General features: G+C 68.9%; 23 protein-coding genes, 3 pseudogenes and 1 riboswitch. Of the genes and pseudogenes, 10 read left to right on the top strand and 16 right to left on the bottom strand.

Going from position 1 to position 24316, the window contains the following annotated elements; all coding sequences use genetic code 11:
* The first annotated feature begins 58 nt into the window (after positions 1-58).
* The 3 genes from VNS22_RS27100 to VNS22_RS27090 all read left to right on the top strand — a co-directional run bounded on the left by VNS22_RS27100 (position 59) and on the right by VNS22_RS27090 (position 2512).
* Entirely contained in the window at positions 59-751 is a 693-nt protein-coding gene (locus VNS22_RS27100; RefSeq protein ID WP_325738140.1) for a tetratricopeptide repeat protein, read from the top strand.
* A 496-nt stretch (positions 752-1247) separates the two neighbouring features.
* The gene (locus VNS22_RS27095; RefSeq protein WP_325738138.1) at positions 1248-1535 is read left to right on the top strand and encodes a hypothetical protein; all 288 of its coding nucleotides are present in this window, start codon (positions 1248-1250) and stop codon (positions 1533-1535) included.
* Positions 1536-1663: 128 nt separating this feature from the next.
* Entirely contained in the window at positions 1664-2512 is an 849-nt protein-coding gene (locus VNS22_RS27090) for a hypothetical protein (protein WP_325738136.1), read from the top strand.
* Positions 2513-2541: 29 nt separating this feature from the next.
* On the opposite strand, the pseudogene VNS22_RS28655 reads toward VNS22_RS27090, so the two are convergent.
* Positions 2542-2734, bottom strand: a pseudogene (locus VNS22_RS28655) (integrase core domain-containing protein); the annotation flags it as partial.
* 73 nt (positions 2735-2807) lie between these two features.
* Here VNS22_RS28655 and VNS22_RS27080 point away from each other — a divergent pair.
* Positions 2808-3224 (top strand): annotated as a pseudogene (locus tag VNS22_RS27080) (IS110 family transposase); the annotation flags it as partial.
* 192 nt (positions 3225-3416) lie between these two features.
* On the opposite strand, the pseudogene VNS22_RS27075 reads toward VNS22_RS27080, so the two are convergent.
* Positions 3417-3917 (bottom strand): annotated as a pseudogene (locus VNS22_RS27075) (IS481 family transposase); the annotation flags it as partial.
* Between the two features lie 1055 nt (positions 3918-4972).
* Between VNS22_RS27075 and VNS22_RS27070 the strand changes: the two are divergent.
* Genes VNS22_RS27070 through VNS22_RS27055 form a run of 4 tightly spaced genes read left to right on the top strand, consistent with a single transcriptional unit; the run spans position 4973 to position 8277 of the window.
* On the top strand, positions 4973-6160 hold the full coding sequence (locus VNS22_RS27070; RefSeq protein ID WP_325738134.1) for an aspartate aminotransferase family protein: 1188 nt from the start codon (positions 4973-4975) through the stop codon (positions 6158-6160).
* Positions 6157-7068 (top strand): ornithine carbamoyltransferase, encoded by a 912-nt coding sequence (gene argF, locus VNS22_RS27065; RefSeq protein ID WP_325738132.1) that lies wholly within the window; start codon positions 6157-6159, stop codon positions 7066-7068. The genes VNS22_RS27070 and argF overlap by 4 nt, the downstream gene beginning before the upstream one ends.
* The gene (locus VNS22_RS27060; RefSeq protein WP_325738131.1) at positions 7065-7976 is read left to right on the top strand and encodes an Hsp33 family molecular chaperone HslO; all 912 of its coding nucleotides are present in this window, start codon (positions 7065-7067) and stop codon (positions 7974-7976) included. Before argF ends, VNS22_RS27060 begins: the two co-directional genes overlap by 4 nt.
* Complete coding sequence (locus tag VNS22_RS27055) at positions 7948-8277, top strand: hypothetical protein (RefSeq protein WP_325738129.1); 330 nt, start codon at positions 7948-7950, stop codon at positions 8275-8277. Before VNS22_RS27060 ends, VNS22_RS27055 begins: the two co-directional genes overlap by 29 nt.
* Positions 8278-8551: 274 nt before the next feature.
* Here the strand turns inward: VNS22_RS27055 and VNS22_RS27050 are convergent, their stop codons facing one another.
* From VNS22_RS27050 to VNS22_RS27040, 3 genes are read right to left on the bottom strand one after another with little or no spacing between them, the layout of a single operon-like run.
* Positions 8552-9496, bottom strand: coding sequence for an ABC transporter substrate-binding protein (locus VNS22_RS27050; protein WP_325738127.1), 945 nt, complete (start codon positions 9494-9496; stop codon positions 8552-8554).
* 16 nt (positions 9497-9512) lie between these two features.
* Positions 9513-10268, bottom strand: a complete 756-nt coding sequence (locus VNS22_RS27045; protein ID WP_325738126.1) for an ABC transporter permease — start codon at positions 10266-10268, stop codon at positions 9513-9515.
* Positions 10265-10999 carry an ABC transporter ATP-binding protein gene (locus VNS22_RS27040; protein ID WP_325738124.1) on the bottom strand — a complete coding sequence of 245 codons (735 nt, stop codon included), beginning with the start codon at positions 10997-10999 and terminating at the stop codon, positions 10265-10267. Before VNS22_RS27040 ends, VNS22_RS27045 begins: the two co-directional genes overlap by 4 nt.
* A gap of 62 nt (positions 11000-11061) precedes the next feature.
* A riboswitch (TPP riboswitch) is annotated at positions 11062-11188 on the bottom strand.
* Positions 11189-11293: 105 nt separating this feature from the next.
* On the opposite strand from VNS22_RS27040, the gene VNS22_RS27035 reads away from it, so the two are divergent.
* Both VNS22_RS27035 and VNS22_RS27030 read left to right on the top strand, forming a co-directional pair.
* A complete protein-coding gene (locus VNS22_RS27035) occupies positions 11294-11551 on the top strand; it encodes a hypothetical protein (RefSeq protein ID WP_325738122.1) in 258 nt (85 codons plus the stop codon).
* 852 nt (positions 11552-12403) lie between these two features.
* Positions 12404-12526 carry a hypothetical protein gene (locus tag VNS22_RS27030; protein WP_325738120.1) on the top strand — a complete coding sequence of 41 codons (123 nt, stop codon included), beginning with the start codon at positions 12404-12406 and terminating at the stop codon, positions 12524-12526.
* A 60-nt stretch (positions 12527-12586) separates the two neighbouring features.
* Here VNS22_RS27030 and rodA read toward each other — a convergent pair whose 3' ends face one another.
* The 11 genes from rodA to VNS22_RS26975 form a co-directional block, all read right to left on the bottom strand.
* Entirely contained in the window at positions 12587-13723 is a 1137-nt protein-coding gene (rodA, locus tag VNS22_RS27025; protein WP_325738118.1) for a rod shape-determining protein RodA, read from the bottom strand.
* 13 nt (positions 13724-13736) lie between these two features.
* Positions 13737-15596 (bottom strand): penicillin-binding protein 2, encoded by a 1860-nt coding sequence (gene mrdA, locus VNS22_RS27020; protein ID WP_325738116.1) that lies wholly within the window; start codon positions 15594-15596, stop codon positions 13737-13739.
* Positions 15580-16110 carry a rod shape-determining protein MreD gene (mreD, locus tag VNS22_RS27015; protein WP_325738114.1) on the bottom strand — a complete coding sequence of 177 codons (531 nt, stop codon included), beginning with the start codon at positions 16108-16110 and terminating at the stop codon, positions 15580-15582. The genes mrdA and mreD overlap by 17 nt, the downstream gene beginning before the upstream one ends.
* Positions 16107-17024, bottom strand: coding sequence for a rod shape-determining protein MreC (gene mreC / locus VNS22_RS27010; protein ID WP_325738112.1), 918 nt, complete (start codon positions 17022-17024; stop codon positions 16107-16109). The genes mreD and mreC overlap by 4 nt, the downstream gene beginning before the upstream one ends.
* A 162-nt stretch (positions 17025-17186) precedes the next feature.
* Positions 17187-18227: a rod shape-determining protein gene (locus tag VNS22_RS27005; RefSeq protein WP_325738110.1), complete on the bottom strand. Its 1041-nt coding sequence runs from the start codon at positions 18225-18227 to the stop codon at positions 17187-17189.
* A 161-nt stretch (positions 18228-18388) separates the two neighbouring features.
* Positions 18389-19012, bottom strand: a complete 624-nt coding sequence (locus VNS22_RS27000; protein WP_325738108.1) for a phosphoribosyltransferase family protein — start codon at positions 19010-19012, stop codon at positions 18389-18391.
* Positions 19009-19686 (bottom strand): energy-coupling factor transporter transmembrane component T, encoded by a 678-nt coding sequence (locus VNS22_RS26995; protein WP_325738106.1) that lies wholly within the window; start codon positions 19684-19686, stop codon positions 19009-19011. Before VNS22_RS26995 ends, VNS22_RS27000 begins: the two co-directional genes overlap by 4 nt.
* Complete coding sequence (locus VNS22_RS26990) at positions 19683-21206, bottom strand: ABC transporter ATP-binding protein (RefSeq protein ID WP_325738103.1); 1524 nt, start codon at positions 21204-21206, stop codon at positions 19683-19685. The genes VNS22_RS26995 and VNS22_RS26990 overlap by 4 nt, the downstream gene beginning before the upstream one ends.
* A 38-nt stretch (positions 21207-21244) precedes the next feature.
* Positions 21245-21811, bottom strand: coding sequence for a hypothetical protein (locus VNS22_RS26985; protein ID WP_325738102.1), 567 nt, complete (start codon positions 21809-21811; stop codon positions 21245-21247).
* Positions 21812-21947: 136 nt separating this feature from the next.
* Entirely contained in the window at positions 21948-23501 is a 1554-nt protein-coding gene (locus tag VNS22_RS26980) for a 2-isopropylmalate synthase (RefSeq protein WP_325738101.1), read from the bottom strand.
* 388 nt (positions 23502-23889) lie between these two features.
* Positions 23890-24316, bottom strand: a 427-nt coding sequence (locus VNS22_RS26975; RefSeq protein ID WP_325738099.1) for a phosphate acyltransferase, incomplete at its 5' end; no start/stop codon positions are given.

The following is a 24316-nucleotide window of genomic DNA, read 5'->3' as shown; positions in this document are numbered from 1 at the left end:
CATGGCCGCCGGTGCATCTGGCGGGCCTGCCCCGCGGCTCGCGGGAAGGGAGGAGCATGTGAGCGCAGTGGACCGGGCCGCGCGACATGCCGGTGCCGCACAGGCTGCGCTGGCCGCAGGTGAGCATCGGACCGCCCTCGAGGCAGCCCGGGCCGCGGTCCGGCTGCGGCCGAGCGATCCGGATCTGTTGTGCCTGCTGGCGGTGGCGCTGTTCGAAGCAGGAGAGCATCCGCTGGCCCAGGAGGCGGCGGACCGTGCGGTCGCACTGGGTCAGGGCAATGTCAGTACCAGGGTCAGAGCACGCTACAACCGCGCGGTGCTGCTGCGCCGGATCGGCGACGCGGCGGGTGCCTGCCGGGCGCTGGAGGAACTGCTCGAACTCTCGCCGGATCATCCCCGGGCACGGATCGAACTCGCCCAGGCGCTGGCCGCACTCGGCGACTTCAGCCGGGCGGTGACCGAACTGTCCGAGCACGTGCGGCAATGGCCGGCCGACCGGATCGCCTGGCGCGATCACGCAATCTTCGCCGAGCGCGCCGGCAAATGGCAAACCGCCGCTGCGGCCTGGCAGGCTGTGCTGGCGCTGGACGGTACCGACGATGAAGCCCGGCTGCGCCTGTGTGCGGTCCAGGCGGAACTGTCCGGCATCACGCCGGAAGAACTCGATGGATTGAGAAGCGATCATCCACGCCTGGCCCACGCCATCGAGCGCGCCGTCGCCCATGCCGGCCGTGGCTGCCTACGGCTGTAACCGGTATATCCTCCGGCGGTCTGCCCCTGTCGGGTCCCCCCGGAACGAGAGACATGCGGATGCGGGCTTTGGCCTGGGGACCGTTCGCCCATCGGCACAATGATCTGGACGGCGAGATTGATGCTGCTGGCGACGAGCAGCGAAACCTGCCCGTTCTCCGGAAAGCCGCCGCCGTTCGCGACTCGCCTGGGGCTGCGGCCGAGCCGTGCGTGCCTCTGCATCGGCCAGGACCGTGGCGATGAATTCGGTCGCGGTGACGGTTTCGGCTCCGTTGGACGTAGGAAGATGCGCCGCTCGATCGGAAGCATGCCTTTCCCAACGCCCGGCGCGACAGGCACTGCTCTCTGCTTGGATCTACTCATGATCGTTTCAGAACCCTGTGGGCGCAGCAGGGGCTGATCAAAGACATCTGTATGTCATAAGACTTCTACCACATGAATGACAGGCTAGGCATGCATGATGCGTATTGCTCTCGTTACGGCATAATGTGGTAAAGTTGTTCTACCACAAGCTGTCCAACTCTTTTCAAACCCAAGAACAAGACAAGAACGTCCACAGGCAATGCACCGGATTGAGGCTTGTGGCGTGGCCGATGCGCGACAGCGGTGGTCAGGCAGCCGAGTTGTCCACCGATGCGTGGATGACCTTAGGGATTCGGATGTGGAGCATGTCCGACGGCTTGAAGACAAACTCGCCACAGGCCTGGCTTCAGGCGGGTTCTCCCCTGGCGGTGCGGCAAGCCGGAGGCACCTTCGGGACCTCCGGCCGGGTCGATTCCGGTTGACGAGAAATGACGCGCCGCTGTCGTGAAGCTGTCATGATCTTCGCACAATCCAGCCGTCCCGGCACCTGCGTCGGCGGCCTCCGACTGCGAGTCAGCAGGTCGAGCGGAAGAACTGGATCTGGACGGGAATGATGTTGCCTTGGTTGGCCCTGATCCTGGCGCTGTATGTCGCGATCGTCGGCAGCCTCTACCTGGCCCAGGATGGGCTTCTGTTCCCGCATGGTGCCACCAGGCGCGGCATGCTGCCCTTGCCCGAGGGTACGGTGCGGCACGATCTCGTGACCGCGGATGGTCACCGGCTGGTGGGCCACGCCTTGCGTCGAGATGGCAGCCGGGACATCGCACTCCTGTTCACCGGCAATGCCTGGAATGCCGAAGACTGCCTGATCTTCACCGCCGAGCGGCTGCCGGACGTCAATCTCCTGGCGTTCCACTATCGGGGCTACGCACCTTCCGAGGGCACGCCATCCGAAGCGGCCCTGGTGGCCGATGCGCTCTTGCTGCGTGCGCAGGCGCAGCGCCTGATCGGGCTGGATGCGGCGTCGGAGCCGCCCAGGATGTTCGCCATCGGCTACAGCATCGGCAGCGGCGTGGCAGCGCAGCTGGCCGGTCATGGCCTCGTGGACGGGGCGATCCTGATCACACCGTTCGACTCGGTGGAGGCCGTCGCCCGGCAGCGCTATTTCTTCGCCCCAGTCGGCCAGCTGCTGCGTCACCCGTTCCGCAGTGACCTGGCGCTCGTCGACAAGGACGTGCCGGTCGCAGTCATCGCTGCCGGCCGCGACCGAATCGTTCCGCCAGCCAGAACGGCGGCACTGGTGGCACTACTCGCCCGGCCGGTGCTGGTTGCCACCGTGTCGCAGGCGGATCACGTCTCGCTCTACGACCTGCCGGAGTTCGACCAGCTCCTGGGCCAGGCACTGCGGGCGCTGCAGGCGACCAAGCCTGTGGAAGCGGTACCTGTGAGTGGCCGCTAGCTGTTCGGTCCCGGGTTCGGTGGTGCAGGTCATGGGTGAACCTGAAGAGTCCTTCCTTCCAGGCATTGCAGATGGCCTCGTAGGGCCTTGAGCCGATGGGCGAAGTTTATATGCGGCGACGAAGTCGGTGAGGTGCTGACGGAACTGATCGTGGCTTTCGTAGTGGAACCGCTTGACCGTCACATCCTTCAGCGTGCGGTTGAGCCGCTCGACTTGGCCATTATCCGGTATGATGGCTTCGGTGCCCTGCGGTCCCGCTGATCTCCGGATCAGCGCTATGGTGAGCCCATCCGGGATGTGGGGCACCGGGAGCACGCAAGTGCGGGCAGGCCGGATGCGCTGGGAGCGCGGCATGGCCCGGCGGCTTGGCCGGATCGGCATGACCCATGCTCATGGGGTGGCGTTCGCGCAGAACCTGACCCGTGCCGGCCATGTCGTGGTCGCGGCGACCGGCACCGCGAGGGCGGTGGCGGAGGTGATCCGGCCGCACATGGGCCGGGGGGTGATCGTCAACCCGCGCCAGGTACGGCTGATCGCCGAGGCGCGCATCAAGGCCGACAGGATCGACGCGACGGTCCTGGCGCAGCTCTGCGCCAGTGGCTCTCTGCCGGAGGTCCCGGACGAGACGACCCTTGGCTTGCGACGCCAGATCATGTGCCGCACCCAGATCGTGATGTGCCGGACGTCCCGGATGTCCTGCTTGCGCGGCGTGAACTGGACAGCGTGGTCGGCCGGCACCGTGTGGACCTCGCAAGGCCCGGCCAGGATCAGCGCGCGCAGGAACCGGGCAGCCTCCATCTTGCCGGCGCTCTCCACGAGCTAGACGAAGGTGACCTCGCTGGTGCGGTCGCCTGCCGCGCCTGCTGGCCCGGTCTGCTCGAAAGATCGGCTCAGCCGTCAGCCGACGGCTGATCGCCACGAACAGGCCCAGCTTGCCTCCTCGGTCTGCATCTCGGCGATGTCGAGGTGGACATAGCCGAGCGGGTAGCTGACAAAGCGCTGCTCGGCGGGTTTGCCGCTTCGATCTCCGGCAATCAGCTGATCCCATTGGGCTTCAGCCCGATCCCCTGGGAGGGAGGTCCTGCCAGGCAGCGGTGCAGGGACGCACGGGTCAGGTGCGGGATGGTCGGCTGCAAGCCATGGAGGCAGTCGTCCAGCGGCAGGAGCGTGTGCCGGCGAAACGCGACGATGATCGCCTCTTCTTCGGACGTCAGCACCATCGAGCGAACCTCCTGCGGCCCCATGGGCGCGTCCGCGGTCATCGTTCGCTGGCGCCAGTTCTGGATGGTGGTCAGGCTGACGCCATAGCACCTGGCCAGCGCTCTCACGCTCTCTTGGGTGTAGCTAGATCGCATGACGGACCACCTTTTGTCGTGCGGGCGCTGCCGTGAAGAACCCGGCCCATAGCGCATCCCTTGCCGCATGATGGCCGATGGTCCCACTACATCGTGGGACCAACACCTAGTCCAACCACTGGAACCACCCTGCAGGGCATCTCATTCTCCTGAGCACCTGTCCATGATGGCTCATCCTGATTGCTGGAAGGTTAACATCCGGCGGCGACTTCATCGGCAGTCCACAACAGGCGAACGACAAGATCCTGATCCGACAGGCGATCTTCCGCCATGGCCGCTTCCTGCCTCATATGGCGATCATGCGAGCGATCGAGTTGCGCGCGGCGGTGGCACCGTCCATCAGCAAGGCACTGAGCGGTGCCGCTGCCGGGAATGCATCGGCCGGTTGAGCTTTCGCAGGCTCAACTCGAGCCGTGCGTCTGGTCATCGCCGTGTCTGGCAGGCCGCCTGGGCGCTCTGTAGGGCAGCGTCATCCCGGCACGTCTCGGTGCGCTGGTGTTATGGGTCGATGGTAATGTGGCCGCGGACGTGGCGGCACAGGCATCGGCCGCATCCAGACGGCGTATGTCGTTGAAGGCACGCAACTTGGGGGCGCTCCTCTCGAGCAGAACAGGCAATCGGGAAACCGGCCGGGACAGCCACGGCTCAGATGTCGCTCACCGCCCGAATCAGTCGGGCGGGGCCGCCTGGGCATCCACCTTGCGCACCGCGCCGATCATCGCGCGGTCACCCTCCGGCCGGAGGGTCTGCTTGGCGCTGCATTCGTCGATCGCCCTGGTGCGCATGCGGGCTATCCTGCAGCACCGTGCGCGTATTTGCGAACTGCCCCGCGTTCATCGTGCTGGCCATTGCCGGCGCGCAGACCAGCAGGACGGTGGTGGCGGAACGGAACATGAGCGGCCGTCCTGATGGCGGCGTCATTTCCGGATGTTGGGTGGGGCGCACCGGGTACGGCAGTGATTCCTGTCACCTCTCGTCCGGGCGACCGTGGGCCTCGATCGTGGGCACCTGCCATGGGCCGGTCGTTGACAGACTCCGTGCTCACCCCCATTGAACCCGCTTTCCCCAAAGTGAGCCCGATCTCACGTTCCCAAGCGAAACGAGCATGCAGAACGCCGTCGTTCCTTCCCTGCTTCCCGTCTACAAGCGCAGCGACCTCGCCTTCGAGCGCGGCGAGGGCGCCTGGCTGGTGGCGACCGACGGCCGACGATTCCTCGATTTCGGCAGCGGCATCGCGGTGACCGGCCTGGGCCATGGCCACCCGCATCTGGTCAAGGCGCTGCAGGACCAGGCTGCCAAGCTCTGGCACGTCTCCAACATCTACCGGATCCCGGAACTGGAGCGGCTGGCGGACCGGCTGGTCGGCGCGTCCTTCGCCGAGACGGTGTTCGTCTGCAATTCCGGTGCGGAAGCGATGGAGGCCTGCATCAAGGCCGCGCGGCGCTACCAGTTCGCGAACGGCCGGCCCGAGCGCAACCGGATCGTTACCTTCGAGGGCGCCTTCCACGGCCGCACCATGGCGACGATCTCGGCAGCCGGCTCGCCGCGCATGACCGAAGGGTTCGCCCCGCTCCTGGACGGCTTCGACCATGTGCCGTTCGGCGATCTCGGAGCGCTGGAGGCCGTGATCGGCGAGCAGACCGGCGCCATCATGCTGGAGCCGATCCAGGGCGAGGGCGGCATCCGGCCGGCACCTGCGGGCTTCCTGCAGGAGATCCGGCGTTTGTGCGACGAGCACGGCCTGCTCCTGGTCTATGACGAGGTCCAGTGCGGCATCGGCCGGACCGGCCGGCTGTTCGGCTACGAGGCGCTGGAGGCTCCAGCACCGGACATCATGGGCATCGCCAAGGGCCTGGGCGGCGGCTTCCCGGTGGGGGCGTGCCTGCTCACCGGCCGGGCCGCCAGCGGCATGACCGCCGGCACGCATGGCTCGACCTTCGGCGGCAACCCGCTGGCCTGCGCGGTGGCGAACGCCGTGCTGGACGAGATCCTGGCACCCGGCTTCCTCGATCAGGTGGTGGTGCTGGGCGAACGGCTGGCAGCCGGGCTTGGGGCGCTCAAGGCCCGCCACCCGGCCCTGGTCGAGGAGATTCGCGGACGCGGTCTGATCCGTGGCCTGAAGCTGGCCGGGGATAATGCCGCGTTCGTCGCCAAGGGTCGCGAGCACGGCCTGCTGACCGTGGCTGCGGCGGACAATGTCGTCCGGCTCCTGCCGCCCATGACCATCACCCCAGACGAGATCGACCAGGCGCTGGCGATGCTCGACCGGACCTGCGCGGAGTTCTCGGCATGACCCCCCGGCACTTCCTCGACCTGAGTGCCGTCGATGGCGGGACGCTCCGGGGGATCCTGGACCGCGCCGCCCAGATGAAGGGCGGGCGCGACCTCGGCCTGCCGATGGCCGGCCGCTCGCTCGCGATGATCTTCGAGAAGCCGTCCACCCGCACCCGCGTCTCCTTCGAGGTCGCGGTCCGCCAGCTAGGCGGCCATCCGGTGGTGCTGTCGTCCAGGGAGATGCAGCTGGGCCGCGGCGAGAGCGTGGCCGACACCGCCAAGGTGCTCTCGCGCTATGTCGACGCGATCATGATCCGCACCGATGCGCACGAGAAGCTGCTGGAGCTGGCGCACCATGCGACCGTGCCGGTGATCAACGGGCTCACCGACCACAGCCATCCCTGCCAGATCATGGCCGACGTGCTCACCTTCGAGGAGCATAAAGGACCGATCAAGGGCAAGAAGATCGCCTGGACCGGGGACGGCAACAACGTCGCCCATTCCTTCATCCACGCAGCCGTGCGCTTCGACTTCCGCCTGGACCTGGCCTGCCCCGCTGGGCTGGAACCGGCGCCCGAGGTGGTCCGCTGGGCCGAGCAGCACCAGGGTCGCATTCGGGTGCTGCGCGACCCATATGAGGCGGTGACGGATGCGGACGCCGTCGTCGCCGACACCTGGGTGTCGATGGGCCAGGCCGATGCCGAGGAGCGGCATCGCCAGCTCGAGCCCTATCGCGTGGACGACCGTCTGCTGGATGCAGCCAACCAAGGGGCGATCTTCCTCCATTGCCTGCCGGCGCATCGTGGCGAGGAGGTCACTACAGAGGTGATCGACGGGCCGCGCTCGGTCGTGTTCGACGAGGCCGAGAACCGCCTGCATGCGCAAAAGGCGATCCTCGCTTGGTGCGTAGAAGGAACGCGCGCGTGAGCAGCACCAACTCGGTGCCGATCGATACCAGCCGCCCCTTTCAACTCGACCGGACCGGCCTTCGCGGCCGGTCCGTGCGTCTGGGGCCGGCGCTCGACGAGATATTGGAGCGGCACGACTACCCGGAGCCGGTGGCAAGGGCGCTGGGCGAACTCGTCATGCTGGCAGCCGCCCTTGCCGGCGAATTGAAGTTCGACGGCAGCTTCAGCCTGCAGGTGCGCGGCGAGGGTCCGGTCACCATGATGGTGGCCGACTGCACCAATGCCGGCATCCTGCGTGGCTATGCTGCCTTCGGCGAGGGGGTTCCGCCGCAGGCAGCCACGATCGGCGAGCTGTGCGGCAAGGGCGTGCTCGCCGTGACTCTCGACCAGTCGGCGGTGGGCGGCGAGACCCAGCAGGGCATCGTGGAGCTGGAAGGGGCCACCCTGACCGACTGCATGCTGACCTATTTCCAGCGCTCGCAGCAGATCCGCACCGGCATGCGCTTTGCCGTGAGCCGGGAGAGCGGGAGCTGGACGGGTGGCGGGATCGTCGTCCAGGCCCTGCCGGAAATCGGTGGCAAGGTAGCCCTGCGCAACGACGACGAGGATGACTGGCGCCGCGCCATGGTCCTGCTCGGCACGGTCACGCCCGAGGAGCTGCTGGGACCCGAGCCGGACGTCGACACGGTGCTGCACCGCCTGTTCCACGAGGAGGAGGTGCGCGTGTACCCGACCCTGGCCCTGGCCCATGGCTGCCGGTGCAGTGCCGAGCGGTTCGCCGCGATCCTGCGCGGCTTCTCCGCTGAGGAGGTGGAGGAGATGCGCCAGCCGGACCGTTCGATCAGCGCCACCTGCCAGTTCTGCAGCCGCACCTACCGCTTCCAGGCCGAAGAGGTCGATGCGATCGAGACCGGCGTCCGGCACTGAGCGGCCTGACAGGGGCAGCCTGACGGACATCGTGCAGCGGCGCGGCCTGCGGCTGATCCCGCTGGGGCTGACGGCCGGCTGCGCGACACCATCGTCCAAGATGGTGGCACCACCGGCACTTGCCCCGCTCCGGCTGCGCGTCGCCACCGCCAGCTTCGTCTTGGCACCGCGCCCACCGGGCCAGCCAGGCGACCTCGCGGTGGCGAACCGGCAAGAGCGGGCCCGGCAGCAGGTGGAGCGGGGGCTGGGCCGGTTGCTCAAGCGGCCGGAGGCGATGCCCATGCGCGGCTGGTGCTCCTGACGGCGGACCTGACCGAGGAGAAGCTGGCCGGGGGCGGCAGCCTGGCCGACTCGGCCTGGAAGCCAGCCGGACGCTGCGCCTGCAGCTCGCTGCGGAACTGCTGATCGCCGACCAGTTCGGCGCCGAACCCGGTATCCGCCTGGCGGGCGAGACGGCGCTGGCCGACGAGTTGGTCGAGGGCGAGGCCCGGCTGCTGGCAGAGACGCTGCACCCTGCCACGGCCGAGCGCCTGGAACCCTGGCTGGTCTGAACCGGGCACCAGGTCCTCAGAGCCTCAGCGCCCGGCCGACAGGTCCACGGCGTAGCTGCCTAGCGGCACCGTCTCGCTCAGCAGGCCATGTTCCTGGAGGAAGGCGGCAAAGCGCTGGTAGCGGCCATGGTCGAGGGCGGCCGGGCTGTGGGCGAACCGTCGCACGCTCGCTTCCCAGGCCACCCGGTTCGGCTCGTCGTCCAGCAGCGGGTCGGACCCGCGATACACGTCCCAGGCTTCCTCGGGATGGTTCAGGATCCAGTAGGTCGCCGCCTCCACGGCGCGGAGGAAGCGCACCAGCTCCGGCCGCTCCAGCCCATCCCGGTGCGTCACGTAGATCAGCTCGTCATAGGGCGGCACGCCCTCCTCTTCGGGATAGAAGCCGCGGCCCTCATGGCCCAGCAGCGCCATCTGCGGGATCTCGACATTGCGGAAGGCGCCGATCACCGCGTCGACCTGGCCGCTGATCAGGGAGGGCGAGAGCGAGAAGTTGACGTTGACCAGCTCGACATCGTCGGCAGCAAGGCCATGCCTGGCCAGCATGGTGCCCAGCACGGCATCCTCGAAGCCCGCCACCGAGAAGCCGACCCGCCTGCCCTTCAGGTCGGCCACTGACCGGATCGGGCCGTCGGCCAGCACCACCAGCGAGTTGAGCGGGCTGTCGATCAGCGTGCCGAACCGGGCCAGCGGCAGGCCGGCCGCCACCTGCAGGTGGAGCTGCGGCTGGTAGGACACCGCGATGTCGGCCTGCTTGGCCGCCACCAGCTTGGGCGGATCGTTCGGATCGGCCGGTGCGATCAGCTCGACCTCCAGATCCTCCCCGGCGAAGAAGCCCTGTTCCTTGGCGATCACCAGCGGCCCGTGGTCCGGGTTGACGTACCAGTCCAGGAGCACGGTGAGCCTGTCCGCCGCGTATGCTGGCAGCGCTGCCAGCAGGATGGCCAGGACCAGGATCGGGATGCGCAGCAAGGGGGCCTCCTTCGTCTCAGCGGGGGTTCTGGTAGGTGTCGGGCTGCCAGCGGACCACCGTCGCCATGACCCGGTCGACCGTCCACCACAGCCCGATCGCCATGACCGCCAGGATCGCCAGGGCGGCGAACATCAGGTCGACCTGCATGCGGGCATTAGCGTGCAGCATCAGAAAGCCCAGGCCGCCGGACGAGCCGACCCATTCGCCGACCACCGCCCCGATCGGCGCCACCGCGGCGGCCACGCGCAGGCCGGAGCCCAATGCCGGAAGCGAGGCAGGCAGGCGGATCTGCCAGAGCATCGCGCCGGGCCCGGCACCCATGACCCGAGCCAGCTCCAGCCAGCCCGTCTCGGTGCGCCTGAGCCCGTCGAAGAAGGTGAGCGTCACGGGGAAGAAGATGATCAGCACGGCCATCGTGATCTTGGACCCGAGCCCGAAGCCCAGCCAGAGCACCAGCAGCGGGGCCAGGGCGAACACCGGCAGGGCCTGGCTCATCACCAGGACCGGCATCAGCCAGCGCCTGGCACGTCGCGATGCCACCAGCAGGAGAGCGGCCAGCGCCCCGGCCAAGCTGCCGAGCACGAAGCCCAGCAGGATCTCGGTCAGCGTGATTCCGGCATGGCCGGCGAGCAGACTAGCGCGTCCCACCAGCGCCTGGCCCACCGCCAGCGGACCCGGCAGGATATAGGGTGGTACCCCGGTGAGCCACACGGCGAGCTGCCAGAAGAGCAGCAGACCCAGCACCGTGCCGAGCGGACGCAGCGCCCTCATGCCGGCTCCGTGGCTCTTGCCGAGGCCACCAGCTCGCCCATCAGCCGGGCCTGCAGCCGCAGCAGCGCCGGCTCCGCCGGATCACGCGGGATCGAGCCGTCCGGGCGGATCGGCCCCTCCAGCCGCACCGGCCGTCCGGCCAGCACCCAGACAAGGTGGCCCAGGCGCAGCGCTTCCAGGGGATGGTGGGTCACCAACAGCACGGTGCGCCCTGCCAGCAGCTCGGCCGCCAGGTCCTGCAGGCGATGGCGGGTCACGGCGTCGAGGGCCGAGAACGGCTCGTCCATCAGGACGATCGGCCGCTGCTCCATCAGAGTGCGCGCCAGCGCCACCCGCTGGCGCATTCCGCCGGACAAGGTGGCCGGCAGGGCCTGCGCATAGCCGGCCAGCCCCACCCGCGCCAGGAGCCCATCCGCCTGCTCCGCCAGTGCCGAGCGCTCCCCACGCGGCATGCCGCGCAGGCGGTGGCCGAGCAGGACATTGTCGCGCACACTGAGCCAGGGCAGCAGCAGGTCCTGCTGGGCCATGAACGCCACGGCGGCCGGCCCGGCCTTGCCGGCCACCTGCACCAGCCCGCCTGGCTCCAGCCCCGCGATCAGGCGCAGGAGGGTGGTCTTGCCCACGCCGGACGGGCCGAGCAGGCAGGTCCAGCGCCCAGCCGGCAAAGTGAGGCGGAGATCCTGGAAGAGCGGCTGCCCGTCGAAGCGCAGGCAGGGCACGGTCAGGGCCACTTCGGGTCCCGGCACCGGCGCTGTGGCGCGCAGTGGACCGGGACGTGAAGAAACTGTCGATATGGCCATGCCGCTCCCATCCCTTCGCCAGTGTGAACTGGATCAGGTTCGAAGGGTCGTCATGCTGCACGGCCAACCGCCGCGCCAATGACCTCTCAGCCCCTCGCCGGGACCCCCCTTGGACAAGGAGGGAATAGGCGTTCCCGGTGCGTTTGAGAACGGTGTTTCGCCGCTGCCGGGAACCGCGGCCGGCCGGCGCCATTGTTGCCACACCAGACTGGATGGAGAATCGGCATGGGGACGACGGGACGGGCCGGAGCGGCGGTGACGCTCGTGCTGCTGGGCCTGGCAGCTTGTGCCGACCGGCCGGTACGCTCGCTGGACCCGGAGGAGCAGCGCGAGCTCAACGCTGCCGAGGAAGGTAGTGCCGGGGTCGGCGGCGCAACAGCGGGGGGCGTGGGCGGCGGCGGCGTCGGCGGCCCCACGGCGGGGAGCGCCAGCGGCGGCTTCGACGGCTTTGGCGGCAGCGGGGCCGGTTCGCTCACTCCCTAAGCCGCGCCTGCCACCCGCAGCTCACCGGCGGCGGCATCAGGTGCCGGAGGAAGCGTCTGTCTGCCGTGCCTCCTGCTCCTCAATCTCGAATGGTCCCGCATCAGGCGGAGCGACTCCTCAATGGTCGCGAGCAACTCGCGCGACCGGGTGACCTTGTGGCCGTCCCTCTCCATCTCGGCGATCCGCGCCTGCTGCTCAGCAAGGCGCGAGCCTGCCTCACGCACGTGCCGCCGCGCCTGCTCCAACTTGGTTTCCTCGTCAGCCGTGAGCATCACCGGGATTGGATGCTGTCATAATGGGCCGATCACGCCAGAGTTCCGGGATGTGCCCTGGCCGGATCGTCAGCGACAGGAATAGCGCAGGATCAGCACATCGCAGTGAACATCGGCGGGCTCAGTGGCACCGGCAGCGGCTGAAGGGCCATCGAGAACTGTCGTGGACCAGGAAACATCCATCATCACGTAAAGGACAGGCTCGGCGCCGTCCGTGGTTCCATGACAATTCGTCAGGATTGCCTGCACGTTTCGTCAGCAGGCAAGGCCAGGGCGCCGGGCGTAGAACCGGTGGCGACGGCGGTCCCGGCGACGGCCGTCGTAGCACCGTCCGGTCCTGCCGCATGCGGGCCGGGGAAGAACGACGGAACGAACGTCACCAGACCGACGACGGTGAGCGACACCCTGCGTCGATGGCGCCGTATCCATCGGCTCATGAGTCCCACCGCTTCCTGCAGGAACAGGCCGCACCAAAAGGACCTGCTGCTGGCGCCTGCACAAAGGCGCAGCCTCGGCCCGCGGTGGAGGACATGCCTGCTCAACCTGGTGGCCCTCGGATGGGGCTGGAAGGACGTTCGTGATGATCAACAAGACGTTGGCATGGTTGTTCGCCGCCGCGATGGTGCTTGGCTTGGCGGCCTGCGATCCGGCCTACAACCGCGACCACATGACCTACGGGCCGACCTCCGAAGGCAGCAGCTGAGGCAGATGCCGCACGAGGGCTGGGAAGGACGGGCGTCGGAGCTGGGCTCCGGCGCCCGCGTCAGTTCCTGGGAAAGCGCTGGATCGCTGTTTCCCGGTGTACGTCCGCCGAGAGAAGGATGCCGAAGCCCATCAGCACGGTGAGCATCACCGTCCCGCCATAGCTGATCATCGGCAAGGGGATGCCCACCACCGGGATCAAGCCCATCACCATGGCGATGTTGATCACGGCATAGACCGCGAAGTTCATGCTGAGCCCGATGATCACCAGCCGGGCGAACTGGCTGCGCGCACGCGTGGCGGCATGGATGCCCATCAGCACCACGCCCAGGAACAGAGCGAGCGTCGCGCTGGCGCCGATGAAGCCGGTTTCCTCGGCGAGCGTGGTGAAGGCGAAGTCGGTGTGCTTCTCGGGCAGGTAGTTGAGCTGGGCCTGCGTCCCATGCAGGTAGCCCTTGCCCCAGAAGCCGCCCGAGCCAAGGGCGATCTTGGACTGGATGATGTGGTAGCCAGCACCCAGCGGATCGTTCTCGGGGTCGAGGAAGGTGAGCACGCGCTGGCGCTGGTAGTCGTGCATCATCTCCCAGCCGACCGGCAGCACCGCCAGCACCAAGACGATCACCAGCGCGAACTTCCACCAGCGCACCCCGGCGGCGAAGAACAGCGTGCCGCCTACCGTGATCAGGGTGATCGCGGTGCCGAGGTCGGGCTGCACCATCACGAGTGCCACCGGGACCGCCACCATCAGCAGCGGCGCGACCAGGAACAGGGGCCGGCGCACGTCGTCCAGCCAGGCCGGGTGGAACCAGCGCGCCAGCACCAGGATCAGCGCGATCTTCATGATTTCGGAGGGCTGGAGCTGGATCGGCCCCAGATCGATCCAGCGCTGCGCCCCCTTGGCGGCGAAGCCCAGGATATCCACCGCGACCAGCAGCGCCACGCCCAACGCAAACAGCGGGTAGGCGATCTTGAACCAGACCCGCACGTCGACCAGGGCCAGCAGCAGCATGAGGCAGAGCCCAGCCGCCAGGCGCGCGGCATGGCGGAACGCCCAGGGCTCGAACGAGCCGCCGGCAGCCGAGTAGAGCACGGCATAGCCGACTGCGCCGATCAGGCAGAGCAGCGCCACCAGCAGCCAGTTGATCGACCAGAGCTTGTCGGCCAGCGAAAGGGCGGGTGCCTTGAGGTGGAGCTCCATTCTTCAGCCCTCCTCAGGCCGGTTCGTCGGCACGCGGCGAGACGGCCACGGTCGCGTCGAGCTGCAAGGCCCGGTCCAGGAGGTCGCGGGCGATCGGTGCCGCCACGGCGGAGCCGCCGCCGCCATGCTCGACCACCACCGCCACCGCAAAACGCGGCCGTTCATGGGGGGCGTAGCCCACGAATAGCGCATGGTCGCGATGCTCCCAGGGGATGTCCTTGCGCTTGTACGCGCCGGACAGCCGGTCGGCCTTGGTGATCCGTCGGACCTGGGAAGTGCCGGTCTTGCCGGCCATCAGCACACCCGGCGTGTGCAAGGCAGCCGAGCGGGCGGTGCCGGACGGGCTGTTCACGACCCGGAACATGCCGTCCAGCACCACGTCCAGATGCTCCTTGGCCACACCCACCGGCTCGAGTGCGGTGCAGCAGGCGAGGTGGCGCTCGCCGCCGCGCACCAGCCAAGGGGCGATCTTCAGGCCGCCGTTGCACAGCCGCGCGGTCATCACCGCGAGCTGCAACGGCGTGGCCAGCACGTTGCCCTGGCCGATCCCGGAGATCAGGGTCTCGCCGCGATGCCAGGGCTGGTCCAGCGTGGCGCGCTTCCAGGCGACGGTGGGCACCACGCCTGGGCGCTCGCCTGGCAGGTCGATCCCGGTACGCTCGCCCAGACCGAAGCGTCGCGCGTACTCGGCCAGCCGGTCGATGCCGAGCCGGCGCGCCACCTCGTAATGGTAGCAGTCGCAGGAGCGCTCCAGGGACTGGGCGAGGTCGATGGCACCATGGCCGCCCTTCTTCCAGCAGTGGAACTCGATGCTGCCCATCCAGATCGAGCCCGTGCAGCGGATCCTGGTGTCCGGCTTGATCACCCCGGTCTCCAGCCCGGCGATCGCGGTCATCATCTTGAAGGTCGAGCCCGGCGGGTACTCACCCTTGAACGCCTTGTTGACCATAGGCGCCAGCTTGTCGTCGCGCAGGCTCGCCCAGTTGCGCTGCGAGATGCCGTTCTGGAACAGGCTGGGATCGAAGCTCGGCACCGAGGCCAGCGCCAGGACACCACCATCGCGCACGTCCAGCAGGGCCGCCGCGGCGCCGGTCTCGGCGGACAGGCGACTCATCGCGAAGCGCTGCAGGTCGAGGTCGAGCGAGAGGACCAGGTCCTGGCCGGGCGTGCCCTCGCTGCGGTCGAGCTCGCGCATCTCGCGGCCGACCGCGTTGACCTCCACCCGGGACAGGCCGGCCTTGCCGCGCAGGAGCGGATCGTAGGTGCGCTCGACCCCCTGCTTGCCGATCCGGAACTCCGGCATCTGCAGGAGCGGGTCGGTCTCGCCCTTCAGCTCCGGCTCGCTCACCGGGCCGACATAGCCCAGCACATGGGCCAGCGTGGCAGCCTCGGGATAGTGGCGGATCGTGCCCGCATCCAGGATGATGCCGGGCAGTTCCGGGGCGCGCACCGCGATCCGCGCCACCTCCTCCCAGGACAGGTCCTCGCGCACGCCCACCGGCACGAAACGCGGCCGGGCCTGGGCCTGGGCCAGGATCTCCGCGATCCGCTCCGGGGAGAGGCCCAGCAGCCCACCCAGGCGCTCGAGCGTGCCCGGCAGGTCGGGGGTCAGCTCGCGCACCACCCGCACCCGGTAGGTCGCGGCATTGTCCGCGAGCGGGCGGCCGCCACGGTCGAGGATCCGGCCGCGCGGCGGGAGGATCAGCCGCTCGCTGACCCGGTTGGATTCCGACAGGAGCTGGTAGCGCTGGCCTTCTGCCATCTGCAGGTACCAGAGCCGGCCGACCAGCGTGCCGAACAGCCCGCAGGTCCCTGCCCCCAGCAGCAGGGAGCGGCGCTTGAACCAGCGGAGGCGCTCAGCCTCCTGCTGCATGGCGCACCCGCGGCAGCCGCGCATGGACCTGGATCAGCAGGACCGCGACCACCGGCCAGGCCAGCACGGTGAGCAGCGCCTGCACGGCCAGGGGATCAATCGCCTGCCAGCGCAGAGCGTGGGCGGAGGTGACGAGCCAGACCGCCACCATCATCACCGCCACGTAGCCGGCAAAGCCGACCCAGCGCCCGAGCGGCGAGGCCGCCAGCAGGAAACGCTGCTGCCGGGCCACCGCCTCGCGCAGCAGCAGGAGCATCGCCGGGCCCAGCCCGACCAGGCTGCCGGCGACCAGGTCGCCCGCCAGGCCCAGCAGGAACAGGGCCAGTGGCGGCAGCAGCTCCGGCCGGTGCAGCGCCCAGAAGAACACGACCGCAAACACCAGCTTCGGCGCCTGGGCCTGCGGGCCGGCATCGGGCAGCGGCGCCAGGTCGAGCAGCAGCGCCAGGGCCACGGTGAGGATCGGCAGGAGCTGGCGCAGCCGCAGCTCGGCCTTGTGGGTGATGAGCCCGGTCACGGCAGCACCGGCCCGGAGGCGGCAATCGTTTCCACGCCGGCCGCCACGGAAGATGGGTCCATGGCCGCCAAGTCCGCCTCCGGTGGCTCCACCGGCTCGGCACGCAGCACCTGGACATAGTCGAGCCGGCCCCAGTCGACATAGGCGGAGACCTCGACCCCGGCGGCACCGACCCGGCTGATCACGCCCACCGCAATGCCCGGCGGGATCAGCCCGCCCTCCCCTGACGTGACCACGCGATCCCCCAGCTGGAAGCGCGGGTCGCGCGGCAGGAAGCGCAGGCGCAGCCGGCGGCCGCCATCACCTTCCATCAGCGCACGGTCGCCGCTGCCCTCGACCATCACCGGGACCTTGGCAGCGGGATCGGTGATCAGCAGGACCCGGGAGCTCTGCCGGCCCACTGCCACCACCCGCCCGACCAGGCCGGCCTCGTCGACCACCGCATGGCCCACGGCTACGCCGCGCGCGCTGCCGGCGTCGATCAGCCGGGTCTGGACGAAGCTGCCGGCACTGTCGCCCACGATCGCCGCGGTGGCGACCCGCATGGCCGGCGCCTCGACCGGCATGGCAGCCGCGATCCGCAGCTCCCGGTTCTCCACCGCCAGCCTGGTCGCCTCCGCCTGCCAGCCGAGCAGGCGATCGACCTGGCTTTGCAGGCGCGCGTTCTCCTCGGCCAGCGCCATGGTCTGGCCGATCGAGCGGGCGACGCCGCGCACCGCCTCGACCGGTGCGCTGACCAACCGCAAAGCCGGGCTGGCGATGTCCCCCGCACCGGTCGCGAGCGCGTCGATCAGCTTCAAGTCGGCCTTGCCGATCACCAGCAGCATCAGGGAGACCGCGACCAGGGCGCTCACGGTCATGCGGTCGACGACCAGCTTGAACGGGACCGACAGTCGCGGCAGGCGGCGGGCCATCGGGCTCAGGCCGGCTGCTGGGCCGAAGGCGGCGATGCGGCGGCGATGGCGTTCAAGCGGGACCTCCTGTCTTTCCCGGTTATCGGGAGTGGTGGGACCGGTTTAGGCAACCAATGAAGAAACGTCCATGATATCGACATGTTTCGGTGAAGGAAGGCCGTCTCAGTAGGCGGCGTGCAACACATGGCGCAGCGAGCGGTCCTCCAGGCAGCGGCCGGTGCCGGCCACCACGCAGCTCAGAGGGTCCTCCGCCCGGCTGACCGGCAGGCCGGTCGTGTAGCGCAGCACGAAGTCGAGATTGCCCAGCAGCGAGCCGCCGCCGGTGAGCACGATGCCGCGGTCGACGATGTCGGCGGAAAGCTCCGGGGCGGTGTGCTCCAGCGCCGTCTTCACCGCCTCGATGATCTGGATCACCGGCTCGGCCAGCGCCTCGGCAATCTGCTTCTGGCTGATCACGATCTCCTTGGGCACGCCGTTCAACAGATCACGCCCGCGCACCTCCATCACCTTGCCGTCGCCCTCCTCGGGCAGGCAGGCCGAGCCGATCGACTTCTTGATGTTCTCCGCGGTGGTGTCGCCGATCAGCAGGCTGTGGTGGCGCCGGACATAGTTGATGATCGCCTCGTCCATCTTATTGCCGCCGACCCTGACCGAGCGGGAATAGACGATGCCGCCCAGCGACATGATCGCGACCTCGGTGGTGCCGCCGCCGATGTCGACCACCATCGACCCGCTGGGCTCGGTCACCGGCAGGCCCGCGCCGATCGCGGCGGCCATCGGCTCCTCGATGAGCTGGACCCGGCGCGCCCCGGCACCCTCGGCGCTTTCCTGGATGGCGCGCCGCTCGACCGCGGTGGAGCCCGACGGCACGCAGATGATGATCGAGGGTGCGGCGAACGCCCGGCGGCGATGCGCCTTGCGGATGAAATGCTTGATCATCACCTCGGCCACCTCGAAGTCGGCGATCACCCCGTCGCGCAGCGGGCGGATGGCCTCGATGTTGCCGGGGGTGCGGCCGAGCATCTGCTTGGCGTCGTTGCCGACCGCCACCACCTGCTTGCGGCCCTTGACCGTGGAGAGTGCCACCACGGACGGCTCGTTCAGGACGATGCCCCGCCCCTTCATGTAGACGAGCGTGTTGGCGGTGCCGAGATCGATGGCAAGATCGGTGGAGAAGATCCCGAACAGTCTGAACAGGAACATGGGGCCGAGGTCCGTCAGGCAAGCCCGCAGCAGGCGATACAACCTGCCGGCGAACCAGCTCTGCCAGAAAAACCGTCACGGTTCTACGGCGCGTCATGCACGGCTAGTTAATCCAGCGGGTCCGCCGCGGTTTCCTGCGCAGCCGCCGGCCGGTGAACCAATCAGGTTCCTACGATCGGCGTCCAGCCGCCGTTCCCGTCCGGCGCGAATTGCGGAATGTGGCCCAGCCCGGTCACCAGGCCAGCATCGGCGCCGAGTGCTGCCTGCCACTCATGGGCCTCGGTCAGCACCACGCCGGCGCCCACCACCTCGGCACCTGCGGCGCGGGCGAGCGCAATGGCACCCTTCAGGCTGGAGCCGCTCGCCACCACGTCGTCGACCACCACCGCCCGCCTGCCCGCGAGCAGCGGAACGGCGCGCCGGTCGAGCAGGAGGCGCTGCTCGCCCTTGGAGGTGATCGAGGTGATCGGCTCCACCAGCGCGTCGGCCAGATGGATCTTTGGCGACTTCTGCAGGACGACATACTGGTCGAGGCCGAGCGCCCGGCTCACCTCGATGGCGATCGGGATGCCGAGCGTGGCAGGCCCCACGATCACGTCCGGGCGCAGCGGCTTCAGCCGCTCGGCCAGGGCCCTGCCGACATGGTCCAAAAAGCCCACGCCCAGGTCGATCACCATCATCAGGGAGATCGCGAAGTCCGGCTTGATCGCTACGAGCGGCAACTCGACTAGGCGGCCGGCCACATCCACAGTCCAGTGATGGGGCGTGACAGGGGATTGGGTCATGTCTTGCGGACCTCGTTGAGCGGCAGACGGGGTTCGACCAGCAGGCCGACCTGGCGCCACGTCGTGCGCTTGGTGGCGGCATCGAAGCCGTTCACCGCCAGCGCGGTGGAGATGGCCTGGGCCATGCGGATGGACTGGACCAGGAGCGGGATGCCCCGGGCCAGGGCATAGCGCAGCCGGGTGTGGAAGGGTACGCCGTCGATCTCCATGCCGCGGGCACGCTGGGCGTCGGCGATGCGCAGGAACTCCTCGCGCAGCATCGGGATGATCCCGAACACCAGGGAGAGCACCAGCGTGGCCATGGGCGGAAAGCGCGCGGCACTGGCGGCTGCCAGGATCGAGCCGGGCGTGCTGGTCTCCATGACGAAGAAGAAGGCCGCGGTGGTGGCGATCAGCCGCGCCGCCATCCGCACCGCCGTGGGCAGCGCCTCAGCCAGCGGCTGGCCCTGCAGGCCCAGATTGATCGACCAGGTCACCAGCACCATGGCGACCAGGATGGCGGCACCCTTCAGGTAGCCGCTCAGCCCCGGCACCCGCGTGACGCAGAGCAGCAAGACGACCAGGGCCGCGATCAGGACGGCCGGCCAGGGACTCGTCACCAGCCAGGCGGCGGCCATCACCAGGAAGGCGGCCGCCAGCTTCACCAGGAAATTGACCTCGTAGAGCCGCTTCACGACGCGATCCTCCAGGGCGATTCCGGTGCCGGCCAACCCAGGGCCCGGAAGGCCGGGGACGTCCAGCCCTGCTCGGTCGGCCCGTCCGCCGCGATCCGGCCATCGGCCAGGATCAGCAGGCGCCCGCACAGATCGTCGATCAGCTCCAGGTCGTGGGAGATCAGCAGCACGGCCCGGCCCGCCTCGTGCGAGCGGCGCAGGAACAGGTCGAGCATCGCTCGCCCTTGCCGGTCGCGCGCCAGCAACGGCTCGTCCAGGATCGCCACAGCGCAGCCGGCCGCGTCCAGGCAGGCCAGGCCCAGCAGGGCCTGCTCGCGCGCCGACAAGGCAAACGGGCTGGCCTCGGCCTTGTCGGCCAGACCGAACGGCGCCAGCGCCTGGGCGGCCCTGGCACGTACCTCAGGATCGCCGATCTTCGCGGTCGAGCCGCCCACCGAGAAGGCGATCTCGTCCAGCACCGAGAGATTGAACAGCATCCGGCGCATGTTCTGCGGCAGGTAGCCCACCTGGCGTGCCCGGCGTGCGGCGGTCCAGCGCTCGGCGGGCTCGCCCTCGATCACGATCCGCCCCGCGGCGAGCGGTGCCAGGCCCAGCACCGTCTGGATCAGGGTCGACTTGCCGGCACCGTTGCGCCCGATCAAGCCCGTCACCTCGCCGGCGCGCAGCTCCAGGGTGATGTCGTGCAGGACCGGCTCGCCGCCCGGCCGGGCCAGCCTGGTGCGCAGCCCCTCGACCGCCAGCAGGACCCGTCCGCCGGGCGTAGCACTGGTCCGCACCGGCTGCTCCTGCCGGCGGGGCGGCAGCATGCCGGCCTCCAGCCAGGGCGTGCGCAGCGCCAGCGCCTCCGCGGTCGGCCAGCAGCCGGCCAGCTGCCCCGCCTGCAGCAGGTGGATGCGGCCCATGGCACCCGCCAGCGAGGCCGCGTCCTGGTCGGCGGCCAGGATCAGCGGGATGCGGTCGCGCACGGCCGCGAGGCTGCGCTCCAGCCGCAGCCGGGCCGCCGGGTCGAGACCGGTGGTGGGCTCGTCCAGCACCAGGAGCTCCGGTCGGGCGGCCAGCGCGCCGGCGAGCACCGCCATGCGCCGCTCGCCGCCGGACAGGGTCAAAACGCGCCGCCCGGCGAGGTCCTGGATCGCCAGCTCCTCGAACAGCTCCGCCAGGCGTGCGCGGATCTCGGCACGCGGCACGCCCCGATTCTCCAGGGGTGCCGCGATCACGTCCTCGACCTCCAGGTCGAAGAGCTGGTCGTCCAGGTTTTGGAACACGATGCCGATCCGCGAGAACAGTTCGGCCCGCGGGATCTCGGCGAAGTCGCGGGTGCCCAGTTGCAGCCGGCCGGTCACCCGCTCGGCATTGACCAGGCGCGGGACCACGCCGCAGGCAGTGGCGAGCAGGGTCGACTTGCCACTGGCCCCGGCGCCGCAGACCAGGGCACCGCAGCCCGGCTCGACCTGGAGCGACACGCCGTGGAGGACGTCCTGGCCCTGATAGGCCACGACGAGGTCTTCGATCGCAAGCAAGCTGGATCCAGGTCGAAGATGGTCGGGGAAAATTGCGCTCAGAAGCGGGTGAAGCCACCCGGGTGGGCGCTCTTGAGGATCTTGAGCGCGGGGATCACCAAAAGAGGTGTGCCGATCACCATCGGCACCACGTCGGACAGGCCGAGATAGGTCAGGGCCCACAGGAACGGGAAGATGCCGAGATAGGCCAGACTGGCCGAGACCACCACAACCATGCCGAGCCCGACCAGGAGGCAGATCAGGGCGATCTTGATCAGACCGGCACGGTTCAGGCTGCTGCGGGCCGGGTCGAACAGCATGCCCGGGATGAAGCCGGTCAGGCCCACCGCGATGCCGTCGACGATCAGGGAATGCGCCGGGATGAAGGTGCCGGCCAGCAGCGACCAGATCACCGTGCCGAGATAGCCGCAGATGAAGCCGCTCCTGGGGCCCAGGAGGATGCCGACCAGGCAGGGCAGGAAGGCGAAGATCCGCCACTGGATCACGCCCGGGACGAGCTGAATCGGGTTGGCATAGGCCCACAGCACCCCGGTCGCCGCGGCGCCGACCAATGCCAGCACAATGGGAAAGAGGGTATTCTGTTCCTTGGTGTAGGTCGTCGCCATCGATGTCCGTCCGTTGAGGGCCCTTGCCGCAGAGCATTAGCAAGAACGGGACCAGGCCGCGGAGCCCGCGGCCTGGCAAGAGAACTGCTCAATTTTCGGGCAACCTGCCCACGACTTGCTCAGGCGTGGGTGCAGCTCACGCCGAGAGTGCCGCCGGCGCCGTCTTGCGCCGCTTGGTGATCAGCTTGTTCAGCGCCGAGATGTAGGCGCGTGCCGACGCCACGATGATGTCGACGTCGGAGGCTTGGCCGTTCACCGACTTGCCATCCTCCTCCAGCTTCACCGACACCACCGCCTGGGCATCGGTGCCACCGGTCACGGCGTTGATCTGAAAGACCTGGAGCCGGGCGTCGTGCGGCACCAACCGCTCGATGGCCTTGAAGGTCGCGTCCACCGGACCGTCGCCCAGCGAGACGGAAGTCACCTGCTTGCCGTCGACCTCCATGTCGATCGAGGCTTCCGGCTTGATGTCCGAGCCGCACATCACCCGCAGCCGGTTGAACTTGATCGCCTGCTCGCCGGTCTGGATCTCGTCGTCGACGAGTGCCACCAGGTCCTCGTCGTAGATGTCCTTCTTCTTGTCGGCGAGCGCCTTGAAGCGGACGAACGCCTCGTTCAGCGCGTTGTCGCCCAGCTGGTAGCCCAGCTCCTCCAGCTTCTTCTTGAAGGCATGGCGGCCGGAATGCTTGCCCATGACCAGGCTGGAACGGTGCAGCCCGACGTCCTCCGGCCGCATGATCTCATAGGTCTGGGCGTTCTTGAGCATGCCGTCCTGGTGGATGCCGCTCTCGTGCGCGAACGCGTTGGCACCGACGATCGCCTTGTTCGGCTGCACCGAGAAGCCGGTGATCGCCGAGATCAGGCGCGACGCCTTCATGATGTCCTGGGAAACCACCCGGGTCTGGTAGGGCAGCACGTCCGGCCGGGTGCGCACTGCCATCACCAGCTCTTCCAGCGCGGCGTTGCCAGCCCGTTCGCCGATGCCGTTGATGGTGCACTCGATCTGCCGGGCCCCTGCCTTGACCGCGAGCAGGCTGTTGGCGACCGCCAGGCCCAGATCGTTGTGGCAGTGAACCGAGATGATCGCCTTGTCGATGTTCGGCACCGTGGAGCGGATCTCGCGGATCAGGTCGGCGAACTCCTCGGGATAGGCGTAGCCCACCGTGTCCGGGATGTTCACCGTGGTGGCGCCGCAGGCGATCGCGGTCTCGATGCAGCGGAACAGGTAGTCCTTCTCGGTGCGCGACGCGTCCATCGCACTCCACTCGACATCGTCGGTGTAGCGCCGTGCGCGGGTCACGCTGTCGATGATCCGCTGGTGGACCTGCTCCTTGTCCAGGTTCAGCTGGTACTGGCGATGGAGCGGCGAGGTGCCGATGAAGGTGTGGATGCGCTTGCGCTTGGCCGGCTCCAGCGCCTCGGCGGCGCGGTCGATGTCGGCGGCGTTGGCGCGGGCCAGCGAGCAGACCACGCTCTCGGAGACGAGCTTGGACACCTCGTTGACGCACTGGAAGTCGCCTTCGCTGGCGATCGCGAAGCCCGCCTCGATGACGTCCACGCCCATGTGCTCGAGCACTTCGGCCACGCGCAGCTTCTCGCTGACGTCCATGGAGCAGCCGGGCGCCTGCTCGCCGTCGCGCAGCGTGGTGTCGAAGATGATGATGCTGTCGCCGTCCTGGGTCGGGATCATGGGAGGATTTCCTGATGAGCGTGCATGGTGGGTCGACGGATCACAAATCCCCTGAACGCGCGCGAAACGCGCCGCACTCAGGGGCGGATAAGTCGAAGCAGGCCCGGCAGCGTCCGCGCACGCGCCGCCGCAGGCGAGAAGCCCGGCACTGCGACGTGGTCCTGCGGACGAGAAATCATCGATCCATCCAAGGCGGGCGGCGGGACTCGCCGCTGGCAGGGCGCTTAGATGCAACCAACCGGCCCGGACTGTAAAGGGTCTCGTGCGGCCACTCCTGTCGCCAGGAGGGCTGCCCTGCCAGGTGCCGCCCGCCGCAATGCCAGCAACCGCAATGGCTTGCACTGGTCGCCACGTGTCAGGGCGTCGCGGCGGGACCAGCGGCCTGCCGTCAGCCGGCCAACGGCCGCGTCTGCGCCAGATGATGGGCGAACAGGGCCGCCACTGCGCAGGACGCCATGCGGGTGCGGACATTGTCGGCCCGGCTGGTCAGGATGATCGGCACCCGGGCGCCCACCACCACGCCCGCGGCATCCGCCCCGGCCAGGAACGACAGGTTCTTGGCCAGCATGTTGCCGGCCTCCAGGTCCGGCACCACCAGCACCTGGGCACGGCCGGCGACCTCGCCGCCGATCCCCTTGATCGCCGCCGCCTCCTTGCTGATCGCGTTGTCCAGCGCCAGGGGCCCGTCCAGCAGCCCGCCCAGGATCTGGCCGCGCTCGGCCATCTTGCACAAGGCCGCCGCCTCGATCGTGCTCGGGATCTTGGGGTTGATCGTCTCCACCGCCGAGAGGATCGCCACCCGGGGCGTCCCCAGC

Source organism: Geminicoccus sp. (assembly GCF_035556675.1).
Lineage (GTDB): Bacteria > Pseudomonadota > Alphaproteobacteria > Geminicoccales > Geminicoccaceae > Geminicoccus.
Note: the sequence above shows the minus strand (reverse complement) of the source record. Positions and strands in the feature narration are given on the sequence as shown.

Bases quoted from the DNA above. Each gene is read 5' to 3' on its own strand.
- VNS22_RS27090 (WP_325738136.1), top strand. From the start codon at position 1,664: ATGATGTTGCCTTGGTTGGCCCTGATCCTGGCGCTGTATGTCGCGATC.
- VNS22_RS27070 (WP_325738134.1), top strand. From the start codon at position 4,973: ATGCAGAACGCCGTCGTTCCTTCCCTGCTTCCCGTCTACAAGCGCAGC.
- argF (WP_325738132.1), top strand. From the start codon at position 6,157: ATGACCCCCCGGCACTTCCTCGACCTGAGTGCCGTCGATGGCGGGACG.
- VNS22_RS27055 (WP_325738129.1), top strand. From the start codon at position 7,948: ATGCGATCGAGACCGGCGTCCGGCACTGAGCGGCCTGACAGGGGCAGC.
- VNS22_RS27045 (WP_325738126.1), bottom strand. From the start codon at position 10,268: ATGAGGGCGCTGCGTCCGCTCGGCACGGTGCTGGGTCTGCTGCTCTTC.
- VNS22_RS27035 (WP_325738122.1), top strand. From the start codon at position 11,294: ATGGGGACGACGGGACGGGCCGGAGCGGCGGTGACGCTCGTGCTGCTG.
- VNS22_RS27030 (WP_325738120.1), top strand. From the start codon at position 12,404: ATGATCAACAAGACGTTGGCATGGTTGTTCGCCGCCGCGATGGTGCTT.
- rodA (WP_325738118.1), bottom strand. From the start codon at position 13,723: ATGGAGCTCCACCTCAAGGCACCCGCCCTTTCGCTGGCCGACAAGCTC.
- mrdA (WP_325738116.1), bottom strand. From the start codon at position 15,596: ATGCAGCAGGAGGCTGAGCGCCTCCGCTGGTTCAAGCGCCGCTCCCTG.
- mreC (WP_325738112.1), bottom strand. From the start codon at position 17,024: ATGGCCCGCCGCCTGCCGCGACTGTCGGTCCCGTTCAAGCTGGTCGTC.
- VNS22_RS27005 (WP_325738110.1), bottom strand. From the start codon at position 18,227: ATGTTCCTGTTCAGACTGTTCGGGATCTTCTCCACCGATCTTGCCATC.
- VNS22_RS27000 (WP_325738108.1), bottom strand. From the start codon at position 19,012: ATGACCCAATCCCCTGTCACGCCCCATCACTGGACTGTGGATGTGGCC.
- VNS22_RS26985 (WP_325738102.1), bottom strand. From the start codon at position 21,811: ATGGCGACGACCTACACCAAGGAACAGAATACCCTCTTTCCCATTGTG.
- VNS22_RS26980 (WP_325738101.1), bottom strand. From the start codon at position 23,501: ATGATCCCGACCCAGGACGGCGACAGCATCATCATCTTCGACACCACG.